Source organism: Nonomuraea sp. 3-1Str (genome assembly GCF_031570565.1).
Classification (GTDB): Bacteria; Actinomycetota; Actinomycetes; order Streptosporangiales; family Streptosporangiaceae; genus Nonomuraea.
In genome coordinates, this window is record NZ_JALHBK010000029.1 from 76,243 (window position 1) to 101,099 (window position 24,857).

The window sequence follows — 24,857 nt, forward strand, 5'->3', positions numbered from 1 at the left end:
ATGACCAGCAGGGTGCCGACGGCACACCGGCGCCGGAGCTCGACGACAGCTGGGTCGACGCATGAGGCGCGCCCGTAGCGCTGCCCCGTCCCCCATCCCGCAAGAAGGCAGGAACGCAGCATGCCCAGACTGTTAGCCGGAGCCGTCGTCACGGCGCTGGTCGCCGGACTGCTCACGACGGCGGCCGCGAGCGCCGCCTCCGGGGATGACGGCGACGTCGTCACGCCGGCCGGTTCCGGCGGTGGCCGGTGGAACGTCACTCTGATCACCGGTGACACCGTCCGGCTCACCCGGGACGGCAGCGGCCGCTACACCGCGACCCCTGAGGCCGTCCGCCGCCCGGACGGCAGCACGCCGATGTTCCGGAGCGAGGCGAGCCCGGAAGGGATCTTCGTGATCCCGGATGACGCGCGGCCCGCCATCGAGGCGGGGGTCCTGGAGCGCCGCCTGTTCGACGTGCGGTACCTGGCGACCAACGGCTTCGCCGACGACGCGGCCAGGCAACTGCCGCTGATCGTGCAGTACCAGGGCAGCGCTCCGCAGGCCTCGGTCGCGGCCACCGCGCAGGCACTGCCCGCCAGCACCGCCCAGCGCTCGCTGCCCAGCATCCACGGCGCCGCGGTGGCGGTGGACAAGGACGGCGCGCTGGACTTCTGGTCCACCCTGCGCGGCCGGAGCGCCGCGACACCGGACAAGCAGCTCACGTCGCTGACCGGCGGAATCGGGAAGGTGTGGCTGGACGCCAAGGTCAAGGTCGACCTCGCGGAGAGCGTGCCGCTGATCGGCGCGCCGGAGGCGTGGAAGGCCGGGTTCGACGGCTCCGGCACCACCGTCGCCGTCCTCGACACCGGGGTCGACGCCGCCCATCCCGACCTGGCCGGAAAGATCGTCACCAGCCGCAGCTTCGTCCCCGGCGAGGAAGTGGCCGACGGCCACGGCCACGGCACCCACGTGGCCGCCACCGTCGCCGGCTCCGGCGCCGCTTCCGGCGGCTCCCGCAAGGGCGTCGCACCCGGCGCCAAGCTCGCCATCGGCAAGGTTCTCGGCAACGCCGGATCCGGTGACAGCTCCGCCATCATCGCCGGCATGGAGTGGGCCGTCGGCGAGGCCAAAGCGAAGATCGTCTCGATGAGCATCGGCGGTGACCCCACCGACGGCACGGACGTGCTCTCGCAGGCCGTCAACGAGCTCAGCGAATCGACCGGCGCGCTGTTCGTGATCGCCGCCGGCAACTCGGGGCCGGAGAAGGAGACCGTCGGCACACCCGGCGCCGCGGCGTCGGCGCTGACCGTGGCCGCCACCGACAAGTCCGACGCACTGGCGAGCTTCTCCAGCCGGGGTCCGCGCGTCTCCGACGGCGCGCTCAAGCCGGACATCGCCGCACCGGGCGTGGGCATCATCGCCGCCCGCGCGGCCGGCACCAGCCTGGGCACCCCCGTCGACGACCTCCACACCACGCTCTCGGGCACCTCCATGGCCACCCCGCACGTCGCCGGGGCCGCGGCCATCCTCGCCCAGGAACACCCCGACTGGCGCGGCGAACGGCTCAAGGCGGCCCTCATGTCGACCGCCAAGGACGCCGGGCACACCGTCTACCAGCAGGGCGCCGGCCGGGTGGACGTGGCCCGGGCCATCTCCCAGAAGGTGAGCGCCACCACCCCCAACGCCGACTTCGGTTCCATCGCGGTCGGCCAGAACGACACCGTGGACAGGACCGTCACCTACGCCAACGACGGCGACGCCGAGGTGACCCTGACGCTCGACGCCACCATGAAGGACACGGCGGACGCGCTGACGGTCAGCGCCCCGACGGTGACCGTCCCGGCGGGCGGGACCGCCTCGGCCACCGTCACCCTGCACCCGGAGAGTCTCGCCAGAGGCGCCTACACCGGCGCCCTGGTGGCCACCGACGCCGCGGGTGCGCACGTCACCACCCCGATCGGCCTGGTACGCGGGCCCAAGCGGGTCCCGCTGACCATCCACACCATCAACAGGTACGGTCAGGCGCCGGGGCCCCTGGAGTTCTACGTCGCGGCGACCGCGGTCGACGTCCCCGGCACCTACGGCGTCAAGGGGGCCTCCTACCTCGGTGACGGGACCTATCGGTACATGGTCGAGCCCGGCACCTACGCCGTCTCCGCCGGAATCGTGCACCAGCCGGTCGACGGCGGAGCCGGCCCGACGGCCACACTGATGGATCCCGAGGTCGTCGTGCCGGAGGGCGGGCGCGAGATCACCCTGGACGCCCGCAAGGCCGTCCTCCTTCGCTACGAGACCCCGAAGCCGATCGACCTGGGACACGCCGTCGGCGCCATCACGTCTGTGCGCACGGCATGGGACGGCATGCCGGTGGCCTCGGGAGAGATGGGCCTCATCGCCGGCGGAGACCGGTATGTCAGCCCCACCCAGAAGGTCACCAAGGGGAAGTTCCTGTTCTCGACCCGGCTCACCGCGTTCAACGAGCAGCTGGCCGTGCGCGCCGTGGCCCCCCAGAAGTACCCCATCGGATCCTGGACGAACGAGTACTTCGACAAGGGACAGAGCATGGGAGTGGAGGACATCCCCTTCCCGCCCGGGACCCGCAGCTACAAACCGGCCTACGTCGGCGCCGCCAGTCCCGAGGAGATCGCCGCCACCGACCTTCGCGGGAAACTCGCGCTGCTCGTCGTCGGCCCGCCCCAGGCGTGCGAGATCGACATCGAGCGCGTCCGGCGGTTGAAGGCCGCCGGCGCCGTGGGCATCGTGCTGTTCCCCAACGGCTCGGCCCCCCAGTGCCAGGTCCCCACCTCGACGCATGGTGCCGGCACGGCGGAGCTCCCGGTGGCGCAGATACTCAGGACAGCCGGTGAGAAGCTGCGTGCACAGCTGGCCCGCGGCCCCCTCACCCTCGAGGTCACCAGTACTCCCACCATCGACTACACCTACCAGCTGCAGGAGTACGAGGAAGGCAGGATCCCCGCCGACCTCACCTACCGCTACTCCCAGAACCGGCTGCGCACCGTGGACACCGGCTTCCACGGCCCGGACGGCCCTGGCCGGCAGCTCGAGGTCTGGCACAGCTTCAAGCCGCTGGAGATGGTGTCGTTCTCGGCCGCCTTCGGCTTCGCCGGACCTGCCCAGCGGCCCGAGTACTTCGGCGGGTTCTCCACGGACACGCTCCGGTTGGGCACCGTGGACGCCGGCAGCACCGAATCCGCCAGGATCGCCACGACGGTCGAGAAGGCCGGCAGGGAGACGCGGAACTGGAATGCGGGCGTGCTCACCCCCGGAAGCCAGATCATGCCCTCGCTGCCCGGGATCAACTACCGGCTGGAATGTCCGATGTGCCGGGCCGGCGATGTCTTCCTGGCCTCTTTCAGCCTCGTGAACGGCAACGGACGGCAGGGACGAGAAGACACCTATCTCAGCGGCCTCGCGAAGTTGTACAAGGACGCCAAGGAACTCCCGCGCCACCAGGGCAGCCCGTACCCGATGTACAGCCTGCCGAAGGAGGAAGGCGTCTACCGGCTCGAACAGACTGCTCGCGGCAACACCAACGTCTGGACGTTCCGGTCCAAGGGCCGTCCGACGGACACCGTCACCGGCACCCACATCTGCCTGTCCCTGCCGCAGCTGACCGGCGCGTGCGGGCCCCAGCCGCTGGTGTTCGTCGGCTACGACCTGGGGGACACGCAGGCGCTGGACAACAGCGTCCCGGCCGGGCGCCGGCACACGTTCGAGATCGACGTGAGCCACGCGCCCTCCACCGAGAGGCTGCCGGCCATCGCCGGGCTGAAGCTCTCCTACAGCACCGATGACGGCCGGACCTGGCAGAACGCCACGGTCAGGAAGGGCCGGGACGGGGCGTACACCACCACGCTCACCTACCCCGCGCTCGCCCGTACCAAGGGGGCCGTCAGCCTCAGGGCCGAGGCGTGGGACGCCGACGGCAACAAGGTCGAGCAGACCACGGCCCGGGCGTTCACGCTGAGCTAGTCCCGCCACGGAGGTGTCGGGAGCGTATCGCGCTCCCGACATCTCCGCGTCTCAAGGCGCCCTCGCCGTGCCACCGCTTGCCGGGCGCATCGGCGGCTCCGCGCGCGGTGCGCGTCAGAAGCGATGGCGCAGGATCCAGCCGCTCTCCCTCCAGGCCGGCACCATGGTGATCAACGAGCACAGCAGCCGGTAGTGCGGCGGGCTCAGCGCGAGCAGCGGCATGTCGGTCTGGTCCAGCTTCTCCACGAGGAGCAGCCGCTCGTCCAGCCTCTCGGCCGCCCGCGCGTCCTGCAGCGCCCATTTCTCCTCGATGCCGAGCCTCTCGAAGAGCGCGGGCGGCTGCTTCGCGTGCCGGTCCCGGGCTCTGGTGGAGATGTCGTTGAAGACGATCTCGCCGGTGGGGAAGTGGTCCACGATCCGCCGGAATACCTCCCGGACCTCCTCTTCGGCGAGGAAGCCGAACAGGCCGTCGGCGACGACCACCACGGGCCTGTCGCCGGGGATCTGCTTCAGCCAGTCCGGGTCGAGGACGGAGGCGCCGATGCCGGTACGGCCGGGGCGTTCGGGGTAGAGCCGGCGGGCGAGGTCGATGACGTCCGGGAAGTCCAGGTCGAACCAGAGGTGGCCGGGCGGCGGGTCGACGCGGAAGGACCGGTTGTCCAGACCGCTCCCGAGGTCCACGACGGTGGCGTCCGGATGGCGCGCCAGGTATCTGGTGATCCAGAGATCCATGACCCGGCTGCGCAGGGCGACCGCGAACCGTCCCATGGCGGCCGATCGGAACGAGGCGAAGTCGTAGTCCAACCGCCGTACGGCCTTGGGCGCCCACGGGTCGGCGAGGATGGGGTGCCGGGCGTCGCTGTCGAGGGCGCGCAGGTACTGCTCCAGCAGCGCGGTGGCGGGCACGCCGGTGAGATGAGCCGGGATCTTGTCCATGGGTGGGTCTCCTCCATCATGGGGATCAGCTGATCGGTATGTCGCGCCGCCGCAGGCCCGCCCAGCCCGCGGCGGCGAGGGCCAGCGCCAGCGCTGTCAGCACGATCAGCGGCAGCGGCGTGACGTCGGCGCCGGGCAGGCGCGGCAGGTGGGCGAACACCGACAGGTCGGTCACCCAGGGGCTGAGCCGCAGTTCTTCGGCGGCCCAGCCGCACAGCAGGCTGGCCACGAGGATGGCGAGGGCGGTGGCCGCCCAGCGGGGCAGCAGCCCGAACAGGGCGAAGGCCAGACCGGTGAACACCCATACCGCGGGCAGCTGGATGAGGGCGGCGCCCAGTACCCGGGGCAGCTGACCGGACAGGTCGCCGGTGCCGAGACCATGGGCGAGACCGAGGGCAGCTCCGAAGACGACCAGCCCGGCGGCCGGGCCGGCCAGTGCCAGGACCAGATGGCTGCCCGCCCAGCGCGACCGGTCGACGGGGGTGGCCAGCACCGGTTCGGCCCGTCCGCCGCTCTCCTCGGCGCGCAGCCGCAGCACGGTCTGGATGGCGAAGCCGGCGCAGACCACGCCGAGCAGCGTCATCATGCCCACCAGGAACTGGTCGACGACGGTGCCGGGACCGCCCAGCCGGGCCAGCGCCTCGCGGGCGGCCGGGGTGCTGTTGTTCATCAGCTCGCCCAGGCTCTCGGTGATGCCGCCCAGCGCCAGCCCGACCAGCGCCAGGCCGCCGGTCCGTCCGGCCAGCGAGCCGCGGTGCAACCGCCAGGCCAGAGCCAGAGGGCTGCGGAGTCCGGACGCCGCACCGGCGGGACCTCGCCGCTCGGGCAGGAGACCGCCGCCGAGGTCGCGCCGTTGCGACAGGACCACGGCCAGGACGACGAGCGCGGCGGACGCGACGGCGGGCAGGGCCAGCACCCACCAGCGTTCACCGCCGAACGGCTGGAGCCGACCGGCCCAGCCGAACGGCGACAGCCAGGCCGGCCACTCGGAACCGCCGCCGTCACCGATGCCGCGCAGCAGGAACGCGCCGGCCAGGGCGACGATGCCCAGAGCGCGGGCGGCGGCCGCGCTGGTGGTCAGCTGGGCGGCGACCGCTCCCACCGCGGCGAAGACGCATCCGGCGATCAACAGCCGGCAGCCGTAGGCCAGGGCGCCGGCGGCGGGCAGGCCCTGGCCGATCAGCAGCAGCGCGGACAGCAGGCCGAGCACCGCGCTGCCGCACGCGGCGATGATCAGCGCGGCGGCCAGGCCGGCGTGGCGCGCCAGCGCGGTCGCGCCGAGCAGCTCGCGCCGGCCCTGCTCCTCCTCGGTGCGGGTGTGCCGGATGACGGTCAGCAGGGCGGACAGTCCCACCACGACGGGGATGAAGCCGGCGCGCCAGGTGACCAGCTCGCCGAGGCTGGAGCCGTGCAGGGCGCCGTAGACGACGGTGAAGGCGACGTTGTGGACGCTCGTCTCGGCGTACTCCTGCCGGGCCTGCGCCGTGGGGTAGCCGGTGGTGAACGCGGTGACGAACGCGACCGGGAACAGGGCGGGCAGGAGGGTCCACAGCGGCAGCACGACGCGGTCGCGCCGCAAGGCGAGGCGGATCATCATTCCCATGCCGGTCAGGGCGCTCATCTCGCCGCCTCCGCGTGCCGTCCCTGCCCCGCGCCGGTGCGTTCGTAGTGCCGCAGGAACAGCTCCTCCAGCGTGGGGGGCCGGCTGGTGAGACCGCGCACGCCGATCGCGGTGAGCCGGCTCAGAGCGGAGTTCAGGGCGGCAGTGTCGACGGCGAAGCGCACCTGCTCGCCTTCGACGCGCAGATCGTGCACTCCGGGCAGTCCGGCCAGCTCGTCGGCGGGGCCGGCCAGCTCGGCGGTGATGACGGTGCGGGTCAGGTGACGTAGTCCGGCCAGGGTGCCGGTCTCCACCGCACGGCCGTCCCTGACGATGGTGACCCGGTCGCACAGGGCTTCCACCTCCGACAGGATGTGGCTGGACAGCAGCACCGTCCGCCCGCGCTGCTTCTCCTCGCCCACCGCCTGCCGGAACACCTCCTCCATGAGCGGGTCCAGGCCGGAGGTGGGCTCGTCGAGGACGAGCAGCTCCGCGTCGGAGGCCAGCGCGGCGACCAGGGCGACCTTCTGCCGGTTGCCCTTGGAGTAGGCGCGGCCCTTCTTGCGGGGATCGAGGTCGAAGCGCTCCAGCAGCTCATCGGCGCGGGCCCGGTCGAAGCCGCCGCGTAACCGGCCCAGCAGGTCGATCACCTCGCCGCCGGACAGGTTGGGCCACAACGTCACGTCGCCGGGGACGTAGGCGAGCCTGCGGTGCAGCGTGGTCGCCTCGGCCCACGGATCGCCGCCGAGCAGTCGGACTGTGCCGGCATCGGCCCGCATGAGTCCCAGCAGGATGCGGATGGTGGTGCTCTTGCCCGCGCCGTTGGGGCCGAGGAAGCCGTGCACCTCGCCCGTGCGCACGGTCAGGTCGAGCCCGTCCAGGGCCCGGGTGGACCCGAAGTTCTTGACCAGGTCGGCCACGGCGATGGCGTCAGTCATGGTCGTACTCCTTGACGGTCGCGTTCAGGAGGTCGAGGTGGGTGGCGGCCTCGTCCGGGCTGAGCATGGGGTGGGAGTAGATGTCGAGCAGGGCTCTGGCGAGTGTCGCGTCGCCTTCGGCGCCGAGCGCGTCGATGCCCAGGACGCGTGACAGGTGCTGGTGCAGGACCGGTACCGCGAGTGCCATGGCGACGATCAGTGCCGCCCGCACCCGCCGGTCGGCGTAGGGCTGGTCGGGGCGCTTGCTGTCGGCTTCGGTGAGCCATGTCTCGCCCACCTCGACCATCTGGTCGAACACCGGCGCCGCCCACCCCTCGGTCAGCGCCCGGGTGAGGTAGCGCTGGTACGGGCCCATCGCGAGGCGGACGGCGGCCAGCGGGTTCATGCCGGGCACCGGGTCGGCCCGGGCGCTGTCGTCGAGCCTGCGGATGAGCTTGACCAGGTGCTCGTCGCACGCTTCCCGCAGGGCTTGCTTCGAGCCGAAGTGGTGGCGTAGCAGACCCGAGGAGACGCCGGCGGTCTCGGCGATGCCCCTGATGGTGGCGCCTTCGAACCCGGACTCACCGAAATGCCAGGCAGCCGCGTCACGGATGCGGGCCCGCGCGGTGAGGTCTTCCGGGTCGGGAAGAGGCGTCGTCACGACTCCCGGCTCCCTACACGATCATGTATTTGACTATTCATATGGCCAAGGTACTACACAAATGTGTAGGCGATCCGGCGTAGTGCGTCGCCGGGCCTCTGGCCGCTCCCGAACAGCTCCAAGCCATCGCCGGCGACGCCGGCACCAACGGTGGACCGCCATCCTTCCGCCGCAGGTCCGCACCCGACGAGCACGCCGCCCGGCTCCTGCTGTCCGCCCACCGCGCGGCGGAGCGGGGGCAGCGACTGGCGGCGGATTCCCTGCTGCGCGTGCTGCTGGCCCGGCTGATCGGCGCTTACGGCAACCGCCGGTCTCCGGCCCGTGCAGCAGAGGCCGGCTCCGGCGCCGCCGCCAGGGCGTGCGAGCTGCTGCACGCGTCCTGGACCGACCCGCCGGATCTGCAGGAGCCGGCCGCGGCAGCGGGCATCACGCCGTTCGCGCTGCTCCGCTCGTTCCGTCGCGCCTACGGGCTGCCGCCGCACGCCTACGTCGTCCAGTGGGAGCGATCCCGGCCGCGATCAGGCCCGCCGCGGCCTACGGCTCAGCATGGCGAAGACGTCGAAGGATCACGCAGGACCCTGCCCTGATCGCCCCAGCATGGTGGTGACCAGGAGTTCCACGCCGTCGAGGGATGAGTCGAGATGGTGCCGGGCCAGAGCGCCGTGCATGCGCAAGGTGGCGATGCCGTGGCTGAACGCCCAGGTGGCGGCGGCCAGGGTCGCGGTGGGGACGTCAGGCCGCCACCCCTGGCGCTGACACAGGCCGATGTGCTCGCGCAGGGCCGCGAAGGCCGCATCGCCGGCGCGCTGATAGTCAGGGTCATCGGGACGGATGAGCGCAGGGCGGAACATCACCTCGAACCGGCCGGGATGCCGCTCGGCGAACTCGGCATAGGCGCGGGCGAGGGCGGGAAGCTGGTCGAGCGGCTGCCCGTCGCGCGTGGCCGCGAGCGCCTCGCCCAGATGCTCGGCGAACAGATGGAACCCCTCGACGGCGACGGCGGTCAGCAGCCCGGCCTTGTCGGTGAAATGGTGGGCCGGTGCGGTGTGCGACACCCCGATGCGTCGTGCGACGTCGCGAAGGCTGAGGTGGTCGGCGCCGACCTCGTCCAGAGCGGTCACGGCGGCCTGGATCAAGGCGTGGCGGAGGTCTCCGTCGAAGTGCACGCCGACGTTGCGAGCGCGCGCCGGACGATTATCAGCTTGCGAATCATGCTTGATTGACACTGTCCAACTCCGTTAGATTGACACTGTCAATCTAACGGAGGACCCCGATGATGAGCACCTTCGCAGCACGGCAGCGGAACGTCAGATGATCGGCCGCATCGCGGCGGCGGTCTACCGGCGCGGGCTGGCCGCGGTCGAGAAAGGCGACATCGACACCCTTCTCGCGAATTTCCGGGCCGACTGTGAGCTGATCTTCATCAGTGACACGGCGCTCGGTGCCCGTCTCTCCACTCGCGCCGACCTGCGACGCTGGTTCGAGCGGTTCGGACGACTGCTTCCGAATCCACGCTTCGAGATCCGACGCCTCGTCGTCGGTGGCCCCCTGTGGAACCAGCGCTTGGCCGCACACGTGATCATTCGCAGTACCGTCCTCGGCGAGCCCTACCAGAACCAGTTCGCCCAGTTCCTCACCATGCGGTGGGGCAAGGTGGTGGAGGACCTGATCCTGGAGGACACTCTGACGTGGCAACGGGCCAGTCGGCGTCTGGTGGAGGCGGGCCACTCCGAGGCCGGCGCCCAGAGGCTCGGCGAACCCGGAGCATGACCGGCCGGCAAACCCCGCATCGCGCCACCGCTCAGCAGGCGGATCGCATGATGTGCAGCGCCGAACCGGCCGGCCAGCCAGGCGAGAACGCCCTCCTCCATCTCCACCAGCGCGGGGGCGGTCTGCGCCACGCCGGTGTAGCGGTTGGCGACCTGAGCCAGCAGCTCGGCCAGGGCGGAGGAGACGAGACCTCCAGCGGGGAAGTAGGCGAGGTAGCCCGCGCCTGCGGTGTTCACGCCCTGTGCGGCGGCCTGGCGGAAGACCTCCAGCAACGCGGCGAAGTCGCCGGGGTCGTCGGCGGGCGGGCGGCGTAGCCGCGCCGACAGACGGGCGGGGGCCCGGTAGTCGCTGGCCGGCGCGTCCGGCAGCTCGCCGAGCTGCCGGACGACGAAATCGAGGGCCTGCCTGCCGAGAGCTTCGGATGTGCCGGGCGGAAGGTCCAAAGGCAGGCGTTCATTCCGGGAGGTCATGCCACCACGGTAGGAAAGCCGCGCCGAGTGAATATTGGACGTTCTTGCACCATGCTCTTCGCCTCGCAGGGGATGGAGTCACCCCACGGCGGACTTCGATGCAGGCTCCGGGCGAAGCCGGGTCCCTGGGGCTCAGGGACCCGGCGTTCTGATCAGCGGTCGCTGGAGGCCGCGCGGTAGTGCAGGTCCTGCACGTGCGGTGTGGTGGTGATCGGGTAGGGCGAGACGACCTTCGCCGTCGTGGCGGCGTTCCTGGTCACGGTGGCCGAGGCGGTGCCCGCCTTGAGCGGGAACGTCTTGGCCGACACTCCGGCGGGGGCGTCGTAGGTCTGCGTCGTGCCGCCGATCGTGACCGACACCTTGCCGGCCGCGGTGAGCATGCTGAGCACCTCGACCGTGTCACGGGCCGCCGTGCTGCCGCCGCGCAGCTTCATCAGCTTGGTCTGCGCGTACGTCGGCGTGGCCGCGACCGGCTGGATCCGGTGGGTGAGGTAGGCCACATCGTTGGTGATCTTCGGGCAGCCGAGCTTGTAGCAGGTCAGGTAGTAGGCGTTGATGTCCAGATAGGTCCACCCGGCATTGGCGGAGGGGGCGAACTGGGTGTTCTCGGAGTAGTCGTTCCAGGTGGTGAGCTGGACCCAGTCCGCCTTGCCGTCGATCGCGCCCTTCCAGGAGGCGCGCAGGTTCTCGGTGTTGCCGGCCTCGTCGAAGATGCCCTGGTTGGGCCGCTCGTCCTGGACCGACACCGGCTGCATCCAGATCTTGTCCATGTCGTGCGCGGTGGTGATGTTGGCGGTCAGCGAAGCGTTGCCCGCCGGGTTGCGGTTGCCCCAGTTGGAGAAGCCGTAGCTGATGGAGGCGAAGGCCGCGCGGTTCTTGTTGAAGTCCAGGAACGTCGGCACCAGGGCGACCTTGATGCCGTGCTTCGTCTCCATGGTCTTCATCCAGTCGGCCCACCAGGCCGCGGTGCGGCCTTCGGCCTTGAACGGCGCCACGACCAGGCGGTTGTCGGCCAGCCGGTAGACCGACTTCGAGGCGGCCAGCTTGGCGATCGAGGAGGCAAAGGTGGCGCTGTCGACCGAGGCCAGCCCGTTGGTGTCCGGCATGAGCACGATCTTGAAGCCGGGGTCGACCGCTTCGGCGGCCTTGATGAGGTTCTGCACCCGCGTCCAGTGCGCGCTGGTCACCGACAGGATGTCGACGGTGAAGCCGTCCAGCCCGGCGGCGATGGCCTGCTTGACCTCGGTCTTGAAGTCGGCCAGCGCGTAGTCGCCGCTGAGCGGCGCGCGGCCGATCGGCCGGTCGCGCAGCAGCCCGCCGTAGGCGGCATGCTTGCCGCTCTCGCCCTCCGGCTTCAGGTAGTTCCTGGCGTAGTAGTCGCCGGCGGGCGCCTGGTTGTCCAGCGAGACCGGGTACGGGGTGAAGTAGTGCGCGAACACCTTCTTGCCCGACGCCCGCAGCGCCGCCGTGCCGGCCAGGGTGAAGGGCAGGGGCCCGTCGGTCTGCTCCTGCCCGCCGGCTCCCTCGGTGTAGGTGACGGTCAGCTTCGGGCCGCGGTTCCCGCTTTCGCGTGAGGACATCAGCACCGTGGTCGTGTCGGACGTTCCGGTGAGGGCGAACGCGTAGGTGCCGTCGCCCTTGACGGCGGAGGAGACGTCCAGCCGGGTCGTCGAACCGGTCGTGAAGCCGGTCTTCGAGCCGATCGCCGTCCCGTCGACCGCCGGCCGGTTGCTCCAGGTGGTCGCCGCCTCCGACCACGTACCGGTCACCTGATGGGCGGAGATGGTGGTGTCGGTCGTCCGGGCCGAGACGACGTCCAGGGTGACCTTGAGGTCCTCGGCGTCCTCCGGGATCCCGGTGACCTTGAAGCGGGTCAGGGCCAGGCGCTGTCCCGCGCCGGCGCCGCCGCAGCCGGAGCCGCAGACGCTCAGCCACGTCGCGGTGGCGAAGCTCTTGGCCGGCTCGGCCTGGCTGACGAACACGTCCTCCGCGGCGGCGAAGGTCACGCTGACCGGCGTTGCGGCCGACGCCTGGGAGGCGGTGACGGTGACGGACCCCAACGTGGTGAGGGCCACCACCGCCACGAATAAGGACCGATATCGGTGGAACAAAGAGACTCCTCTGTCTTCGGGTATGGCCATGCTCCTGGCGCGTGGGTGCGACCCAGGACGGGGAAAGACGTTCTGCGTCGTTCTCAGGCGCGGCCTGGCACGCCGCTGTGATTGGTGATCTTTCCATAACGCGTCACCGCGACGTCTCTTCTCGCTGTTTCGGCTCAGGCGGCCGGAGGTGGGGGAGGCGCGGTGCTTTCGCGTACGACGAGTTCGGTGGCCAGCTCGACGCGGCTCTGTGGCGGTGGCTCGCCATGGGCCAGTCTCAGCAGCATCGAGGTGGCCGCGGCGGCCATCTCGGTGAAGGGCTGGCGGATGGTGGTCAGCGGTGGGATGGCCCATCTCACCGACGGCATGTCGTCGAAGCCGATCACACTGAGATCGTCCGGAATGCGCAGGCCGAGCTGGTGGGCCGCGTGGTAGACGCCGATGGCCTGGCCGTCGTTCGTGGCGAAGATCGCGGTTGGCCGGTGGGGCAGGCGCAGCAGGCGGTGTGCCTCGGCCAGACCGCCCTCGATGTAGAAGTCTCCCCGGCCGATCAGCTCCGGGTCGACGGGCACCCCGGCCATGTCGAGAGCGGTGCGGTAGCCGTCGAGGCGGGCCCGGCTGGACAGCGCGGAGTCGGGCCCGGTGATGATGGCGATGCGGCGGTGCCCGAGCTCCAGGAGGTGGCGGGTGGCCGTGAGCCCGCCGTTCCAGTTGCCGGCGCCGACCGACGGGATGTTCCTCGCGGGAGCGTCGGCCGGATCCAGCAGAACCAGCGGGATCTCGCGGCAGGCGAGCTGTTCGTGCTGGGCCTCGGTCAGGCCCGAGAACACCGCGATCACGCCGCTCGGGCGGCGCCGCAGCACGTCCTCAAGCCAGGCGTCCCCGGCGGTGCGGTCATGGCCCAGGTCCGATATCCCGACCATGAGGCCGTGCTCGCGCGCGACCTCCGCCACTCCTTTGGTGATCTCGACGGGATAGTCGCCCTCCAGCGCGTGGAAGACCAGCTCCACCAGGGCCGTCGGCGTGGAGCGGCGGCGTTGGCGCCGGTAGCCGTGCCGGCGGATGAGCTCTTCGATGGCGGCGCGGGTTTCGGACGACACTTCGGAACGGCCGTTCACGACCTTGGAGACCGTCGCGGTGGAGACACCGGCCAGCTCGGCGAGCTGGGCGATGGTGAGAGCGGACGACTCCGTGGTCATGGCGGCAGTCTAGCCACGGGGCGCGGGAAGACGGGCGGTCCCGTCCTGCCGGGATCGAGCGCCGTTCGACAGGCGGCCCGGGCCCGCCGGGCCGCCTGTCAACGCCCTCAGTGCTGCAGCGTCAGCAGGCCCGGCCGGTAGGGCAGGAGGCCGTAGTCGCCGCCGGAGCTGGGGCTGCGGCCCTGGTAGAGCAACTGCAGGTTGCAGGGGTCGACGGTCATGGTCTGATCGGCGCTGGTGCGGATCAGCTCGCCGTGGCTGATGTCGTTGGTCCAGGTGGCGCCGCTGTTGGCCTTGCCGGCGAAGGGGTTGCCCTCGGTGGCGGCCTGGGGTGTCCACGAACCGTTCAGGCTGGTGGCCGTGAACGAGCGGAAGTAGCGGCCCTGCGAGCCGATCGCCTCGACGAGCATGAGGTACTGGTTCTGGCCCTGGAGCTTGTAGACCTGGACGGCTTCGAACAGGTTGTTCGTCGTGTCGCTCATGACCACCGTCGATGTCGTGCCGAAGCTGCCGGGGAAGTTCCCGATGGGCATGCTGGCGCGGTAGATCTTGCCGTTGTCGCCGGCGAAGAACAGGTACATGTTCGTGCCGTCACCGATGACCGTCTGGTCGATGGGGCCCGTACCGGAGCCGGAGATGCTGCCGGAGAAGAGCGTCTGCTGCGCCGACCAGCCGTTGGGGTTGGTGGGGTCGCTGGAGGTGCGGTAGGAGAAGGCGGTCCCACCCCACTGGTAGGCGAGCACCCAGACGTTCTTCGGGGCGAAGTAGAAGAGCGTCGGTGCGACAGCGGCGGACGACATCGTGTTCTGTCCGGCCGAGGCCATGTCGGACCAGTTGGTGAAGGGGCTGAAGCTCATCGAACCCCACTTCGTCCCCGTGTCGTGCGTCGTGGCGTAGACGAGATGCCGGCCGTTGTAGGGCGCGACGGTGAAGTCCTTGAGCGAGACCCACCCCGACTTCGGGTTCGCCAGCGAGCCCGTCGAGGTCCAGCGGTACGTCGACGGAAGGGCGCACGTGCCGGGGTTGCCGCCGCCGCCGACGGGGACGAGCTGCCATTGCTGGTTGGCGCCGCCCCAGTCGTCGTACTGGACGATGTTGGCGCCGTCGGCGGTGGAGGCGCCCTGTACTTCGAGGGCTTTGGAGCTGTTGCGGTTGATGAATCTCACGTAGCCGCTGTCGGAGTCGGAGAGTTTCCACTGCTGGTTGGTGCCGTTGCCGTCGGCCCACTGCACGATCGCGCCGCCGTTGGCGGTGGAGAAGTTGTAGACGTCCAGCACCTTGCCGGAGTGGCGGGACTTGAGCCGGTAGTAGCCGCCGCCGGAGTCGACGAACTGCCACTGTTGCTGGTTGCCGTCGTTACGGGTCCACTGGGTGATGCGGCCGCCGTCGGCGGTGGACAGGTTGTAGACGTCCAGGGCCTTGCCGCTGTTGCGGTTGACCAGCACGTACCAGGCGTTGGTGTCGATGGTGGCCGCGTGGGCGGACTGGACGGCGACGAACAGGCTCACCAGTAAGGTGGCCACCGTCACGAGGACGGCCGGCAATCTGGGTTTCACGATGTGCTCCGATTCGTAGGGTCGGGTCGTCACGGGGTCGTGAGGTCGAAGCGGCGGACGGTCACCGCGCCGCCGAGGGACTGGGTGGCGTAGTTGAAGATCCCGTAGCGGTAGCCCATGAAGAACTGCCAGGCGTTGTTCAACGTGAAGGCCGGGCCGAGGCTCACGAAGGTGCTGCCGTCGGTGCTGTAGGAGAAGCGGGCCTGCCTGCCGGAACCCGGCCGGATGTCGGCGCTGACCCGCAACCAGAGCCGGCCGCCCGAGATGTTCGCGCTCGCCGCCTCGGTGCCGGTGCCGGTGGTCTGCCACGAGGTGTTCATGGTCAGGCCGTTGGTCATCACGACCCGGTTGACGCCGTTGTCGCGTTTGACGCCGATCCAGGCCGACTGGTCGCGCAGCATCGCCAGCCCGGCGCGGTCGCCGTTGGCCATCTGCGAGTAGTCGAGCTCGATCGTCGCCGTCGAGGACGGGCCCTGGATGCGGTGGGTCAGGGTGTTGCGGGCGTTGTAGAGGTCGCCGGTGACGGTCGCGGTCTGCAGGCGCAGGCCGTTGCCGGTGGAGAAGCGGCTGGTGTCGGGGTTGTGGTTCCACTCCCAGCGGGGGCCCAGCGTGCCCGAGGTGAAGGTGTCCGGGCCGATCATGGACGCGACGGTCCGGCTGGTCTGGATGTTCGGGCGCGGGTAGTTGACGCCCCAGCCGCCGTTGACGGTCTGCACGGTCGGCCAGTCGCCGGTCCAGGTGATCGGCGCGAGCGCCGGGACACGGCCGCCGGGGTAGGCGTCGACGAACGACATGTAGTACCAGTCGCCGTTCTGGGTCTGGACGAGCCCGCCCTGGTGCGGGACCCCGCCGCCGGAGACGGGGCCGGGCATGTCGAGCAGGACCTGGCGCATCTCGTACGGGCCCCACGGCGAGGTGGAGCGCAGCACGTACTGGCCGTTGGCGGGGCGGGTCAGCCAGATGTAGTAGTAGCCGCCGCGCTTGTAGAAGCGGGAGCCCTCCAGGGTGCCGACGCTGCTCGGGGTCTGGAACACCTGCTGGGCGCGCACCTGGCTGAGCCCGTCGGCCGAGAGCTGGGCGACGCTGATGGTGCTGTTGCCGTAGGCGACGTACATGGTGTCGTCGGTGTCGACCAGCAGGCCAGCGTCGTAGTAGCAGTTGTTGATCTGCGAGCGTTTGGTCCACGTGCCGTCGACGGCGGAGGCGGTGTAGACGTAGGTCCGGTTGAACTCGACGCAGCCGATCCAGTAGTAGGTGCTGTTGCTGGGCCGGTAGTTCAGGGCCGAGGCCCAGATGCCCTTCACGTACGCCCGGCCGCCGTTGAGGTCGTAGGCGCTGGAGTTGAAGTCGAGCCTCGGGACCGAATGCCCGGCGTACTCCCAGTCGACCAGGTTGTAGGAGCGCAGGATCGGCGCGCCCGGCGAGTAGTGCATCGTCGAGGCCGAGTAGTAGTAGGCGTCGCCGACCCGGATGATGTCGCCGTCGGCGAAGTCCTGCCAGACGACCGGGTTGGTGTAGGTGCCGCCCGGATTCGGGGTGCCGCCGATGGGGACGAGCTGCCACTGCTGGTTGGTGCCGCCCCAGTCGTCGTACTGGACGATGTTGGCGCCGTCGGCGGTGGAGGCGCCCTGTACTTCGAGGGCTTTGGAGCTGTTGCGGTTGATCAGGCGTATGTAGCCGCCGTCGGAGTCGGAGAGTTTCCACTGCTGGTTGGTGCCGTTGCCGTCGGCCCACTGCACGATCGCGCCGCCGTTGGCGGTGGAGAAGTTGTAGACGTCCAGGACCTTGCCGGAGTGGCGGGACTTGAGCCGGTAGTAGCCGCCGCCGGAGTCGACGAACTGCCATTGCTGCTGGTTGCCGTCGTTACGGGTCCATTGGGTGATGCGGCCGCCGTCGGCGGTGGACAGGTTGTAGACGTCCAGGGCCTTGCCGCTGTTGCGGTTGACCAGCACGTACCACGTGTTGGTGTCGACCGTCGCGGCCGACGCCTCCTGGGCCGTGAGTAACACGCCCACCAGGAGCAGGGCCGACAGAGCCGCGAGCACGCGCCTCACAGGAACCTCCAGAGGTTGTCGTTCGCGCCGTTGTCGTCGGCGAGGACGGCCTGAGCCCCCTGCGACGTGCCGGCGAGGCCGAGGACCCGGCCGCCGTTGGCGCACTGGATGCGGAAGGCGGCGCCTGACCCGTAGCGCAGCCGCCAGCGATGGTCGGCGGTGCCGTTGTCGGCCCACTGCACGACACGCGACCCGGCAGCGGTGCCCATGTTCGTCACGCCCAGCACCTTCTGGCTGTTGGCGTTGCGCAGCCGCAGGTACCCGCCGGTGTCGGCGATCGCCGTCCACAGGTGGTCGGCGGTGCCGGTGTCGCCCCACTGCACGACGAGCGCGCCGTCGGCCGTCGACATGTCGGTGACGCCGAGCACCAGGCCGGAGCCCACGTTCTGGATACGCCGCGCGCCGTTCGGCACGAACCGCCACTGGTTGTCCGGGCTGCCGTTGTCGGAGTCCTGGACCACCTGGGCGCCCTCGGCGGCCGAGCCGTTCTGGACGGCCAGCAGCTTGGAGCTGTTGACGTTACGGATCTTGACGGAGCCGTCGCCGGCGTCGGTGATCGTCCAGCGGTGGTCGGCGGTGCCGGTGTCGCCCCACTGGAGCACCCTGGCGTTGTCGGCGGTCGACATGTTCTCGACGCCGAGCACCTTGCCGCTGTGCACGTTGCGGAGCCGCAGGGCACCGCCGTCGACCACCGGGACCCAGTCGTGGTCGTCGGTGCCGTTGTCGGTCCACTGGAGGGCCAGGCCGCCGTCGGCGGTGGACATGTTCTGGATGCCGAGGACCAGCCCGGTGGCCGCGTTGACCAGCCGGAAGCTCGCCGGGCCTGCGCCGCTCTGGCCACCGGTGTTCCAGTAGACGACGTAGTTGTGGTCGTGCGCGTCGTAGAACGGCCCCAGCCGCACCGACGCTCCGTTGGCCGTGGCCGTGAAGGCCAGGGAGGAGGTGCTGGTCCGGGTGATCGAGGACGGGGTCAGGGCGGGGGCCGTTGACAGGCTGGTCTCGCCGTAGTCGCCCGACAACACGACCGGGCCGTAGGTGACGGCTTGTACGTCGGGGTTGTCGTTGGCGGCCTTCATGACCACCCGCATGGGCAGCCGTACGGTCACGGTGTCGTCCGAGGTCCACGACCTGGTGAGCTCGGCGTAGGAGCCCGGCGCGGTGGCGATGTCCTGCCCGACCCCGTTGACGCTGATCGTCGCGCCCTGGGTCCAGGCGGGGATGCGGATGCGCATCGTCCACGATCCGCTCGCGTTGCCGGTGACCCGCAGCGAGGTGGTGTCGCCGACGGGGTAGGAGGTCGTCTGGGTGACCGTGATGCCGCGCCGGCTCCAGTCGAGCGTGGAGGGCACGAACAGGTTCACGAACAGGGTCGTGCCGTTGTGGAAGTAGATGGAGTCCATCAGCTTGGTGTTGGTCTCGATCCCGGTGCCCTGGCAGCACCAGAACGAGTTGTAGTCCGTGCTCCAGGTGCCGCCGCCCCAGGCCGGGCCGACGCCCCTGCGTCCGCCGGGGTTGAGCGGGGTGAAGTAGGTGACGTGCCCATGTGCGTCGGTGGGGTGCTGCTGCCCGAGCAGATGGTTGAGCAGGGCGTTCTCGTAGTAGTCGAAGTAGTCGGCCCGGGTCGGTGACAGCGTCCACAGTTCCCGGGTCAGCTTGAGCATGTTGTAGGTGTTGCACGCCTCGCCGGTGTCCCTGGTCAGGTAGGAGGCGATCGCGCCGGGGGCGCGGAAGTGCTCGGCCTGACTGTTGGAGCCGTTCGCGTACGTGTGCGCGCCGACGGTGATGGACCAGGCGTTGGCCGCGATGTCGCGGTAGCGGGTGGTGCCCGTCGCCTTGTACTCGCGGGCCGCCCCGATCCACTTGGGCACCTGGGTGTTGGCGTGCAACCCGTTGAGCTGGTCCTGGTTCGCGGCCAGCGGGTTGAACACGGCCGCGTGGTCGAACCGCTGGGCCGTGGTCAGCCAGCGGGAGTCGCCGGTCATCTGGTACAGGTCCGTCAGCACGGCGTTCATGCCGCCGAACTCGGTGCCGAGCATGGCCTGCATCTGGCTGGAGCCGAGTCGCGACGTGCGGGTGTCCACCCACCCCGCCAGAGCCAGCAGCACGGTCCTGGCCTGGGTGTTGCCGATCAGCCGCCAGACGTCCAGCAGTCCGGCCAGGGTCTTGTGGATGCAGTAGTACGGCACGTTGCCGTTGGTCAGGGTGCGGTTCTCCAGGGCGGTGATGTCCGACTCGGGGAAGCCGGACAGGTAGCCGGTGGTGAATCCGGCGGCGCCGTTGTTGGCCTGGCATCTGGCCAGCTCGGCGACCATGTGGTCGGCCTTCTCCCGGCAGGTGGTGTCGCCGAGCACGGCGTAGGCCTGCGCCCACGCCGTCAGGAAATGGCCCTGCGCGTGCGACCGGAACGGGAAGCTGGGCGCGTCCCAGCCGCCGTCGGCGGCCGCGCCTTCGGTGGACAGCCGGTGGTTGGCCCGGAAGACGTACAACAACCGGTCGACATCGACGAAGCGCAGGTAGGTGAGGGTGCGGTTCTGGTTGTCCAGCAGGCGGCCGGAGGTCAGCCGGACCTGGCCGAGGTCGAACTCGTAGGCCGAGACGCCGATGTCGGGTCTGGCCCAGGGGAGTGCGGCCGGAGCGGGGGATGCGCCGGCTGTCCGGCCGACGACCGAGAGCGCGGCGGTCGCGCCTGTGGCTTGGAAGAGCTGACGACGGCTCAAGGACATGCGGAGCTCCTTGGGGGTGGGGGGCGGTGACCGGCCGCAGCCGGTCACGTGTTCAGCAGGTCAGGCCTTGGAGAGGCCGCTCTCCGGTCGATTGTTAGCGTTAACATCACATCCTGTGGAGCTGTCTTGGCCTCCTCCGTGGAGCGTCTTGTCGCGGAGTACATCCGACGGCCCGCTCGCCGTCAACGAAAGGGGCCCCGCGCCGGCCTGGGTGTCGCCATCGGAACGCCATTCCTCCTGGAGTTCTCTGTCCTAGGAGATCGCGCCGCACTGCTCGTGCATGTGAAAGTTTCACATAAGTTACCGACTGGCAAGACCGTAAATTGCGACAGAGTGCTGGTTAAGTTGCTGTCGCACGGGCGGGCGCGGCTCGCCCTCCCCCGGCCTTTTCGCCAGGCTGGGGGAGGGCGCACCGGATCAGCAGGTGCAGCTCACGCGGTGCCCGCGTTGTAGGTCCACTTCTGGTTGCTGCCGCCCCAGCAGCTGTACAGCTGCAGCCCCGTGCCGTTGCCGGTGCCGCTGCCGACGGCGTCGAGGCACAGCCCGGACTGCACACCGACGATCGTGCCGTCGGAGTTGACGCGCCATTTCTGGTTGTCGCCGCCCCAGCAGGAGTAGATCTGGATCCGGGCGCCGTTGCCCGTGCCCCCGGCGTCCAGGCACTTGTTGCCGTACACCTTCAGCTCCCCTGCCGAGGTCTGCGTCCACTGCTGGTTGCTCTGACCATTGCAGTCCCACAGTTGCACCGCGGTGCCGTCGGTGGTGCCGGCGTTGGGCACGTCCACGCAGCGGCCGGAGGTCACGCCCTTGATCTGCCCCGCATCGCCCCCGCCGGGCGGCGGCGTCGTGCTGCCGCCGTTGAGCGCGTTGAGTACCGCGGTGTAGGCGGCCTTCTTGTTGCCGTTGCCGTCGAAGAGCAGCGGGGCGGCGTTCGCGCCCAGCCAGGAGTCGCTGTCGCGGACGCCCCACGTCGTGATGCCGGCACAACGCGGCACCGCCATGCAGTCGTTGACGACGTTGGCGTACGTGGTGGCCGATCCGCCCTGGATGTCCAGCTCGGTGATCTGCACGTCGACCCCCAGCGCGGCGAAGCTCTGGATGGTCGTGCGGTAGTTGCTGTTGTAGGGGCTGTTGCCGTTGAAGTGCGACTGCAGGCCGACGCAGTCGATCGGCACGCCTCGGGACTTGAAGTCCCTGACCATGTTGTAGACGCCCTGCGTCTTGGCCCAGGTCCAGTTGTCGATGTTGTAGTCGTTGTAGCACAGCTTGGCGGCCGGGTCGGCGGCGCGCGCGGTGCGGAACGCCACCTCGATCCAGTCGTTGCCGGTGCGCTGGAGGTTGGAGTCGCGGCGGCCGCCGCCGCTGTCGGCGTAGGCCTCGTTCACCACGTCCCAGGCGTAGATCTTGCCCTTGTAGTGGCCCATGACGCCGTTGATGTGGTCGATCATCGCCTGGCGCAGCGAGCTGCCCGACAGCGACTGCATCCAGCCCGGCTGCTGGGAGTGCCAGGCCAGGGTGTGCCCCCGCACCCGCTTGCCGTTCTGCACGGCCCAGTTGTAGACCCGGTCCCCGCTGGTGAAGTTGAACTGCCCCCGGTTCGGCTCGGTGGCGTCGATCTTCATCTCGTTCTCGGCCGTCACCATGTTGAACTCGCGATTGGCGATCGTCGTGTAGGCGGAGTCGCCGAGCTTGCCCGAGGCGATGGCGGTGCCGAAGTAGCGGCCGCTCTGCGCGGCGGCCGCGCCGAGCGTGCTCGCCGCGGCATCGGCCGGAATCGCCGTCGCCAGTGCCGTGATCAGGCCGAGTGCGCCGAGCGCGCCGGTGATCAGCGCCCGGCGGCGCGCGCCGAGCGGCCGCCTGGTGGTCGGTGGGGACATGGCGTTGACACGCATGCTTGAGCCTCCATCGGCGAATCGTGGGGAGGGATCGTGCGGGGCACACCCCCGGTGGTGCGCGCTCCACCGGCGCCGGAGCCGGCAGGGGAGCTCACCTTCGGGCACTCAGTGTGTGAATCTCGCCGAAAGTTGTCAAGAATGCCATGAAAACTTTCGGAGATGCCCGGCCCGCCTGTGTCTGCTGTACTGGCGGTGGCCTTGAAATGTTTCGATCGGGCCTGGTAGCTGGGGCCATGTGAAAGTTTCATGGCGACGCTCTCGCTGCGTCGTCGCGTCCAGATCGAATAATCCGAGGTGAACGCGTTCGGTCGGCGCCCCTCCGGCCCGCAGCAAGCTAAGGCGCTCTTGACAGTACCTTTCTGCCTCATATTTGCTCCGACCTGCCACCACTTCCACCGGCCCGAGGCAGTTCGACTGGTCAGCGGATTGTTAACGCTAACAGCGGAGAGGCGGAGCAATGAAGCGAGGCGAACCGCGTACGAGAAGGTACGCGGGCATCGGAGCCGCCCTGGCGGCTGTGATCACGGCGGTGGCCACCGCTCTGTCCGTGTTCCTCACGGCTGTGCCGGGAGCGTCGGCGGCGGTCCTGACCGAAGTGACGAGCTTCGGCGCCAATCCCGGCGGTCTGCGGATGTACCTCTACGTCCCCGACAGGGTGGCGCCCCGGCCCGGGGTCCTCGTGGCCATGCATGGCTGCAACGGATGGGCTCCCGGCTTCCACCAGGGCACGGAGTTCGCCTCGCTGGCCGACCGGTACGGCTTCATCGTCATCTATCCGCAGGCGAACAAGAGCGCCAACGGCATGTCGAACTGCTTCGACGTCTGGTCGAACGAGGCCCTGCGCCACGGCGGCGGCAGCGACCCGGTGTCGATCGTCTCCATGACCGACTACGTGTTGCAACGCTACGACGGCGACCCGCAACGGGTGTTCGCCACCGGGTTCTCCTCCGGCGCGATGGAGACCCTCAACCTGCTCGCCACGTATCCGGACGTGTTCCGGGCCGGCGCGCCGTTCTCGGGGGTTCCCTACGGTTGCCTGGGCCCCGCGGGCTGCGGCGACAAGACGCCGCAGCAGTGGGGTGACCTGGCCAGGAACGCCTACCCCGGCTACACCGGACCCCGGCCGCGCGTCATGGCCTGGCACGGCACCGCCGACTCCGTCCTGCCGTACACGATGTTGCAGGAAGAGGTCGACCAGTGGACCAACGTGCACGGACTGAGCCAGACCCCCGCCTCCACCGACAGCCCGCAATCCGGCTGGACCCGTCGGGTCTTCGGGTCCGGGCAGGTCGAGGCGTACACCATCAGCGGCGCCGGCCACGACCTGCCCCACCCCGGGATGGCCGCCTACGCCATCCGCTTCTTCGGCCTGGACGGCGGCTCGTCCACCACGACACCGACCCCACCGACCGCCGGGCAGATCAAGGGAGTCGGCTCGGGGCGTTGCCTCGACGTGCCCGGCGCCGCCACCGCCGACGGCACCGCGGTGCAGTTGTGGGACTGCAACGGGCGTGCCAACCAGCAGTGGGCCGCCACCTCGGCCGATGAGCTCAGGGTCTACGGCAACAAATGCCTCGACGCGGCCGGCACCGGCAACGGCGCCGGCGTCCAGATCTACGCCTGCCATGGCGGCGCCAACCAGAAATGGCGCCTGAACGCCGACGGCAGCATCACCGGGGCGCAGTCGGGGCTGTGCCTGGACGCCGTGGGCCAGGGCACCGCCAACGGCACCCGGCTCCAGCTCTACTCCTGCCACGGCGGCGCCAACCAGCGCTGGACCCGCTCCTGAGCCGGTGGCGTCGCTTCCGAACATGACCACAGGGAGGTCCTGGTGTCCACCATGCGTACCTGGAGGCAAGGGTGGGCCGCCGTGCTCACGGCGGTGGCGTTACTGGCGGCCGGCACGGCGATGGGGACGGGGGTCGCCGAGGCCGAGTCGAACGGCGGGGTCCGGGTCATGCCGCTCGGCGACTCGATCACCGAGGGCACGCAGGTGCCGGGCGGGTACCGGATCGGCTTGTGGCAGCGCCTGATCGGCGGCCGCTACACAGCCGACTTCGTCGGTTCGCAGTTCAACGGGCCCGGCAGCCTGGGCGATCACGACCACGAGGGCCATCCGGGCTGGCGGATCGACCAGATCGACGCGAACATCACCGGCTGGCTGCGTACGTACACACCGCGCACGCTGCTCCTCCACTTGGGCACCAACGACATCCTGCAGAACTACAACGTGGCCGGCGCCCCGCAACGGCTGTCCACGCTGATCGACCACATCACCACGGCCGTGCCCGACGCGGACGTCTTCGTCGCGACCATCATCCCGCTGTCCAACTCCGGCCAGGAGTCCGCCGCCCGCACCTTCAACGCGGCGATCCCCGGCATCGTCCAGAGCAAGGTGAACAGCGGCAAGCACGTTCACCTGGTCGACATGCACAGCAGGTTGACCACCTCCGACCTGATCGACGGCATCCACCCGACCGCCGGCGGTTACGACAAGATGGCCGCCGCCTGGTACGCGGCGCTGCAGTCGGTCGCGGGCAGCATCGGCCAGCCGGGGGGCGGCACCTCCAGCGGGATCGCGATCAGAGGCGTGGGCTCGGGCCGGTGCCTGGACGTCTCCGGCGCGTCACAGGCGAACGGTGCGCAGGCGCAGATCTGGGACTGCAACGGCCAGTCCAACCAGCAATGGACGCCCTCCGCGAGCGGGGAGCTGCGGGTCTACGGCGGCAAGTGCCTGGACGTGTCCAACCGGAGCACCGCCGACGGCGCCGGCGTCGTCATCTGGGACTGCAACGGCCAGTCCAACCAGCAGTGGCGCTTCAACGCCGACGGCACCATCACCGCGGTAGGCGCGAACAAGTGCCTGGACGTGCCCGACCACTCCACGGCCAACGGCGTCAAGCTCCAGATCTGGTCGTGCAGCGGCGCCGCCAACCAGCGCTGGACCCGCACCGGCTCATGACATCACTTCGGCAGGTGGAGAATCAGATGCGCAGAATCCT

At 69.9% G+C, this 24,857-nt stretch carries 16 protein-coding genes and 1 pseudogene; 5 read left to right on the plus strand and 12 right to left on the minus strand.

The window, feature by feature from the left end:
- Nucleotides 1-120: 120 nt before the first annotated feature.
- Nucleotides 121-3,975: a S8 family serine peptidase gene (locus MTP10_RS33855; RefSeq protein ID WP_310714726.1), complete on the plus strand. Its 3,855-nt coding sequence runs from the start codon at nt 121-123 to the stop codon at nt 3,973-3,975.
- 114 nt (nt 3,976-4,089) lie between these two features.
- On the opposite strand, the gene MTP10_RS33860 is transcribed toward MTP10_RS33855, so the two are convergent.
- From MTP10_RS33860 to MTP10_RS33875, 4 genes are read right to left on the minus strand one after another with little or no spacing between them, the layout of a single operon-like run.
- The gene (locus MTP10_RS33860; protein ID WP_310714728.1) at nt 4,090-4,911 is read right to left on the minus strand and encodes a class I SAM-dependent methyltransferase; all 822 of its coding nucleotides are present in this window, start codon (nt 4,909-4,911) and stop codon (nt 4,090-4,092) included.
- Between the two features lie 25 nt (nt 4,912-4,936).
- Nucleotides 4,937-6,532 carry an ABC transporter permease gene (locus tag MTP10_RS33865; protein WP_310714730.1) on the minus strand — a complete coding sequence of 532 codons (1,596 nt, stop codon included), beginning with the start codon at nt 6,530-6,532 and terminating at the stop codon, nt 4,937-4,939.
- Complete coding sequence (locus MTP10_RS33870; protein ID WP_310714732.1) at nt 6,529-7,449, minus strand: ABC transporter ATP-binding protein; 921 nt, start codon at nt 7,447-7,449, stop codon at nt 6,529-6,531. Before MTP10_RS33870 ends, MTP10_RS33865 begins: the two co-directional genes overlap by 4 nt.
- Entirely contained in the window at nt 7,442-8,089 is a 648-nt protein-coding gene (locus MTP10_RS33875) for a TetR family transcriptional regulator (protein ID WP_310714734.1), read from the minus strand. The genes MTP10_RS33870 and MTP10_RS33875 overlap by 8 nt, the downstream gene beginning before the upstream one ends.
- A gap of 269 nt (nt 8,090-8,358) precedes the next feature.
- On the opposite strand from MTP10_RS33875, the gene MTP10_RS33880 reads away from it, so the two are divergent.
- Entirely contained in the window at nt 8,359-8,676 is a 318-nt protein-coding gene (locus MTP10_RS33880) for a hypothetical protein (protein ID WP_310714735.1), read from the plus strand.
- Here the strand turns inward: MTP10_RS33880 and MTP10_RS33885 are convergent.
- Nucleotides 8,656-9,255, minus strand: a complete 600-nt coding sequence (locus tag MTP10_RS33885; RefSeq protein WP_310714736.1) for a TetR/AcrR family transcriptional regulator — start codon at nt 9,253-9,255, stop codon at nt 8,656-8,658. The genes MTP10_RS33880 and MTP10_RS33885 overlap by 21 nt on opposite strands.
- Nucleotides 9,256-9,400: 145 nt before the next feature.
- Between MTP10_RS33885 and MTP10_RS42140 the strand changes: the two are divergent.
- Nucleotides 9,401-9,691, plus strand: a pseudogene (locus MTP10_RS42140) (nuclear transport factor 2 family protein); the annotation flags it as partial.
- Nucleotides 9,692-9,696: 5 nt separating this feature from the next.
- Here MTP10_RS42140 and MTP10_RS33895 read toward each other — a convergent pair.
- From MTP10_RS33895 to MTP10_RS33925, 7 genes are all read right to left on the minus strand, one after another.
- The gene (locus tag MTP10_RS33895; RefSeq protein WP_310714738.1) at nt 9,697-10,329 is read right to left on the minus strand and encodes a hypothetical protein; all 633 of its coding nucleotides are present in this window, start codon (nt 10,327-10,329) and stop codon (nt 9,697-9,699) included.
- Between the two features lie 152 nt (nt 10,330-10,481).
- Nucleotides 10,482-12,413 carry an endo-1,3-alpha-glucanase family glycosylhydrolase gene (locus MTP10_RS33900; RefSeq protein ID WP_310714739.1) on the minus strand — a complete coding sequence of 644 codons (1,932 nt, stop codon included), beginning with the start codon at nt 12,411-12,413 and terminating at the stop codon, nt 10,482-10,484.
- A gap of 191 nt (nt 12,414-12,604) precedes the next feature.
- Nucleotides 12,605-13,627, minus strand: coding sequence for a LacI family DNA-binding transcriptional regulator (locus MTP10_RS33905; RefSeq protein WP_310714740.1), 1,023 nt, complete (start codon nt 13,625-13,627; stop codon nt 12,605-12,607).
- Nucleotides 13,628-13,734: 107 nt separating this feature from the next.
- A complete protein-coding gene (locus MTP10_RS33910; RefSeq protein WP_310714741.1) occupies nt 13,735-15,183 on the minus strand; it encodes a non-reducing end alpha-L-arabinofuranosidase family hydrolase in 1,449 nt (482 codons plus the stop codon).
- Nucleotides 15,184-15,212: 29 nt separating this feature from the next.
- Nucleotides 15,213-17,237 (minus strand): family 43 glycosylhydrolase, encoded by a 2,025-nt coding sequence (locus MTP10_RS33915; RefSeq protein ID WP_310714742.1) that lies wholly within the window; start codon nt 17,235-17,237, stop codon nt 15,213-15,215.
- Nucleotides 17,234-19,960 carry a beta-L-arabinofuranosidase domain-containing protein gene (locus tag MTP10_RS33920; RefSeq protein ID WP_310714744.1) on the minus strand — a complete coding sequence of 909 codons (2,727 nt, stop codon included), beginning with the start codon at nt 19,958-19,960 and terminating at the stop codon, nt 17,234-17,236. Before MTP10_RS33920 ends, MTP10_RS33915 begins: the two co-directional genes overlap by 4 nt.
- A 431-nt stretch (nt 19,961-20,391) precedes the next feature.
- Entirely contained in the window at nt 20,392-21,852 is a 1,461-nt protein-coding gene (locus MTP10_RS33925; protein WP_310714746.1) for an endo-1,4-beta-xylanase, read from the minus strand.
- A 460-nt stretch (nt 21,853-22,312) separates the two neighbouring features.
- Between MTP10_RS33925 and MTP10_RS33930 the strand changes: the two genes are divergently transcribed.
- Both MTP10_RS33930 and MTP10_RS33935 read left to right on the plus strand, forming a co-directional pair.
- Nucleotides 22,313-23,644 (plus strand): PHB depolymerase family esterase, encoded by a 1,332-nt coding sequence (locus MTP10_RS33930; RefSeq protein ID WP_310714747.1) that lies wholly within the window; start codon nt 22,313-22,315, stop codon nt 23,642-23,644.
- Nucleotides 23,645-23,695: 51 nt separating this feature from the next.
- On the plus strand, nt 23,696-24,817 hold the full coding sequence (locus MTP10_RS33935) for a lectin (RefSeq protein WP_310714791.1): 1,122 nt from the start codon (nt 23,696-23,698) through the stop codon (nt 24,815-24,817).
- The last annotated feature ends 40 nt before the right edge of the window (nt 24,818-24,857 follow it).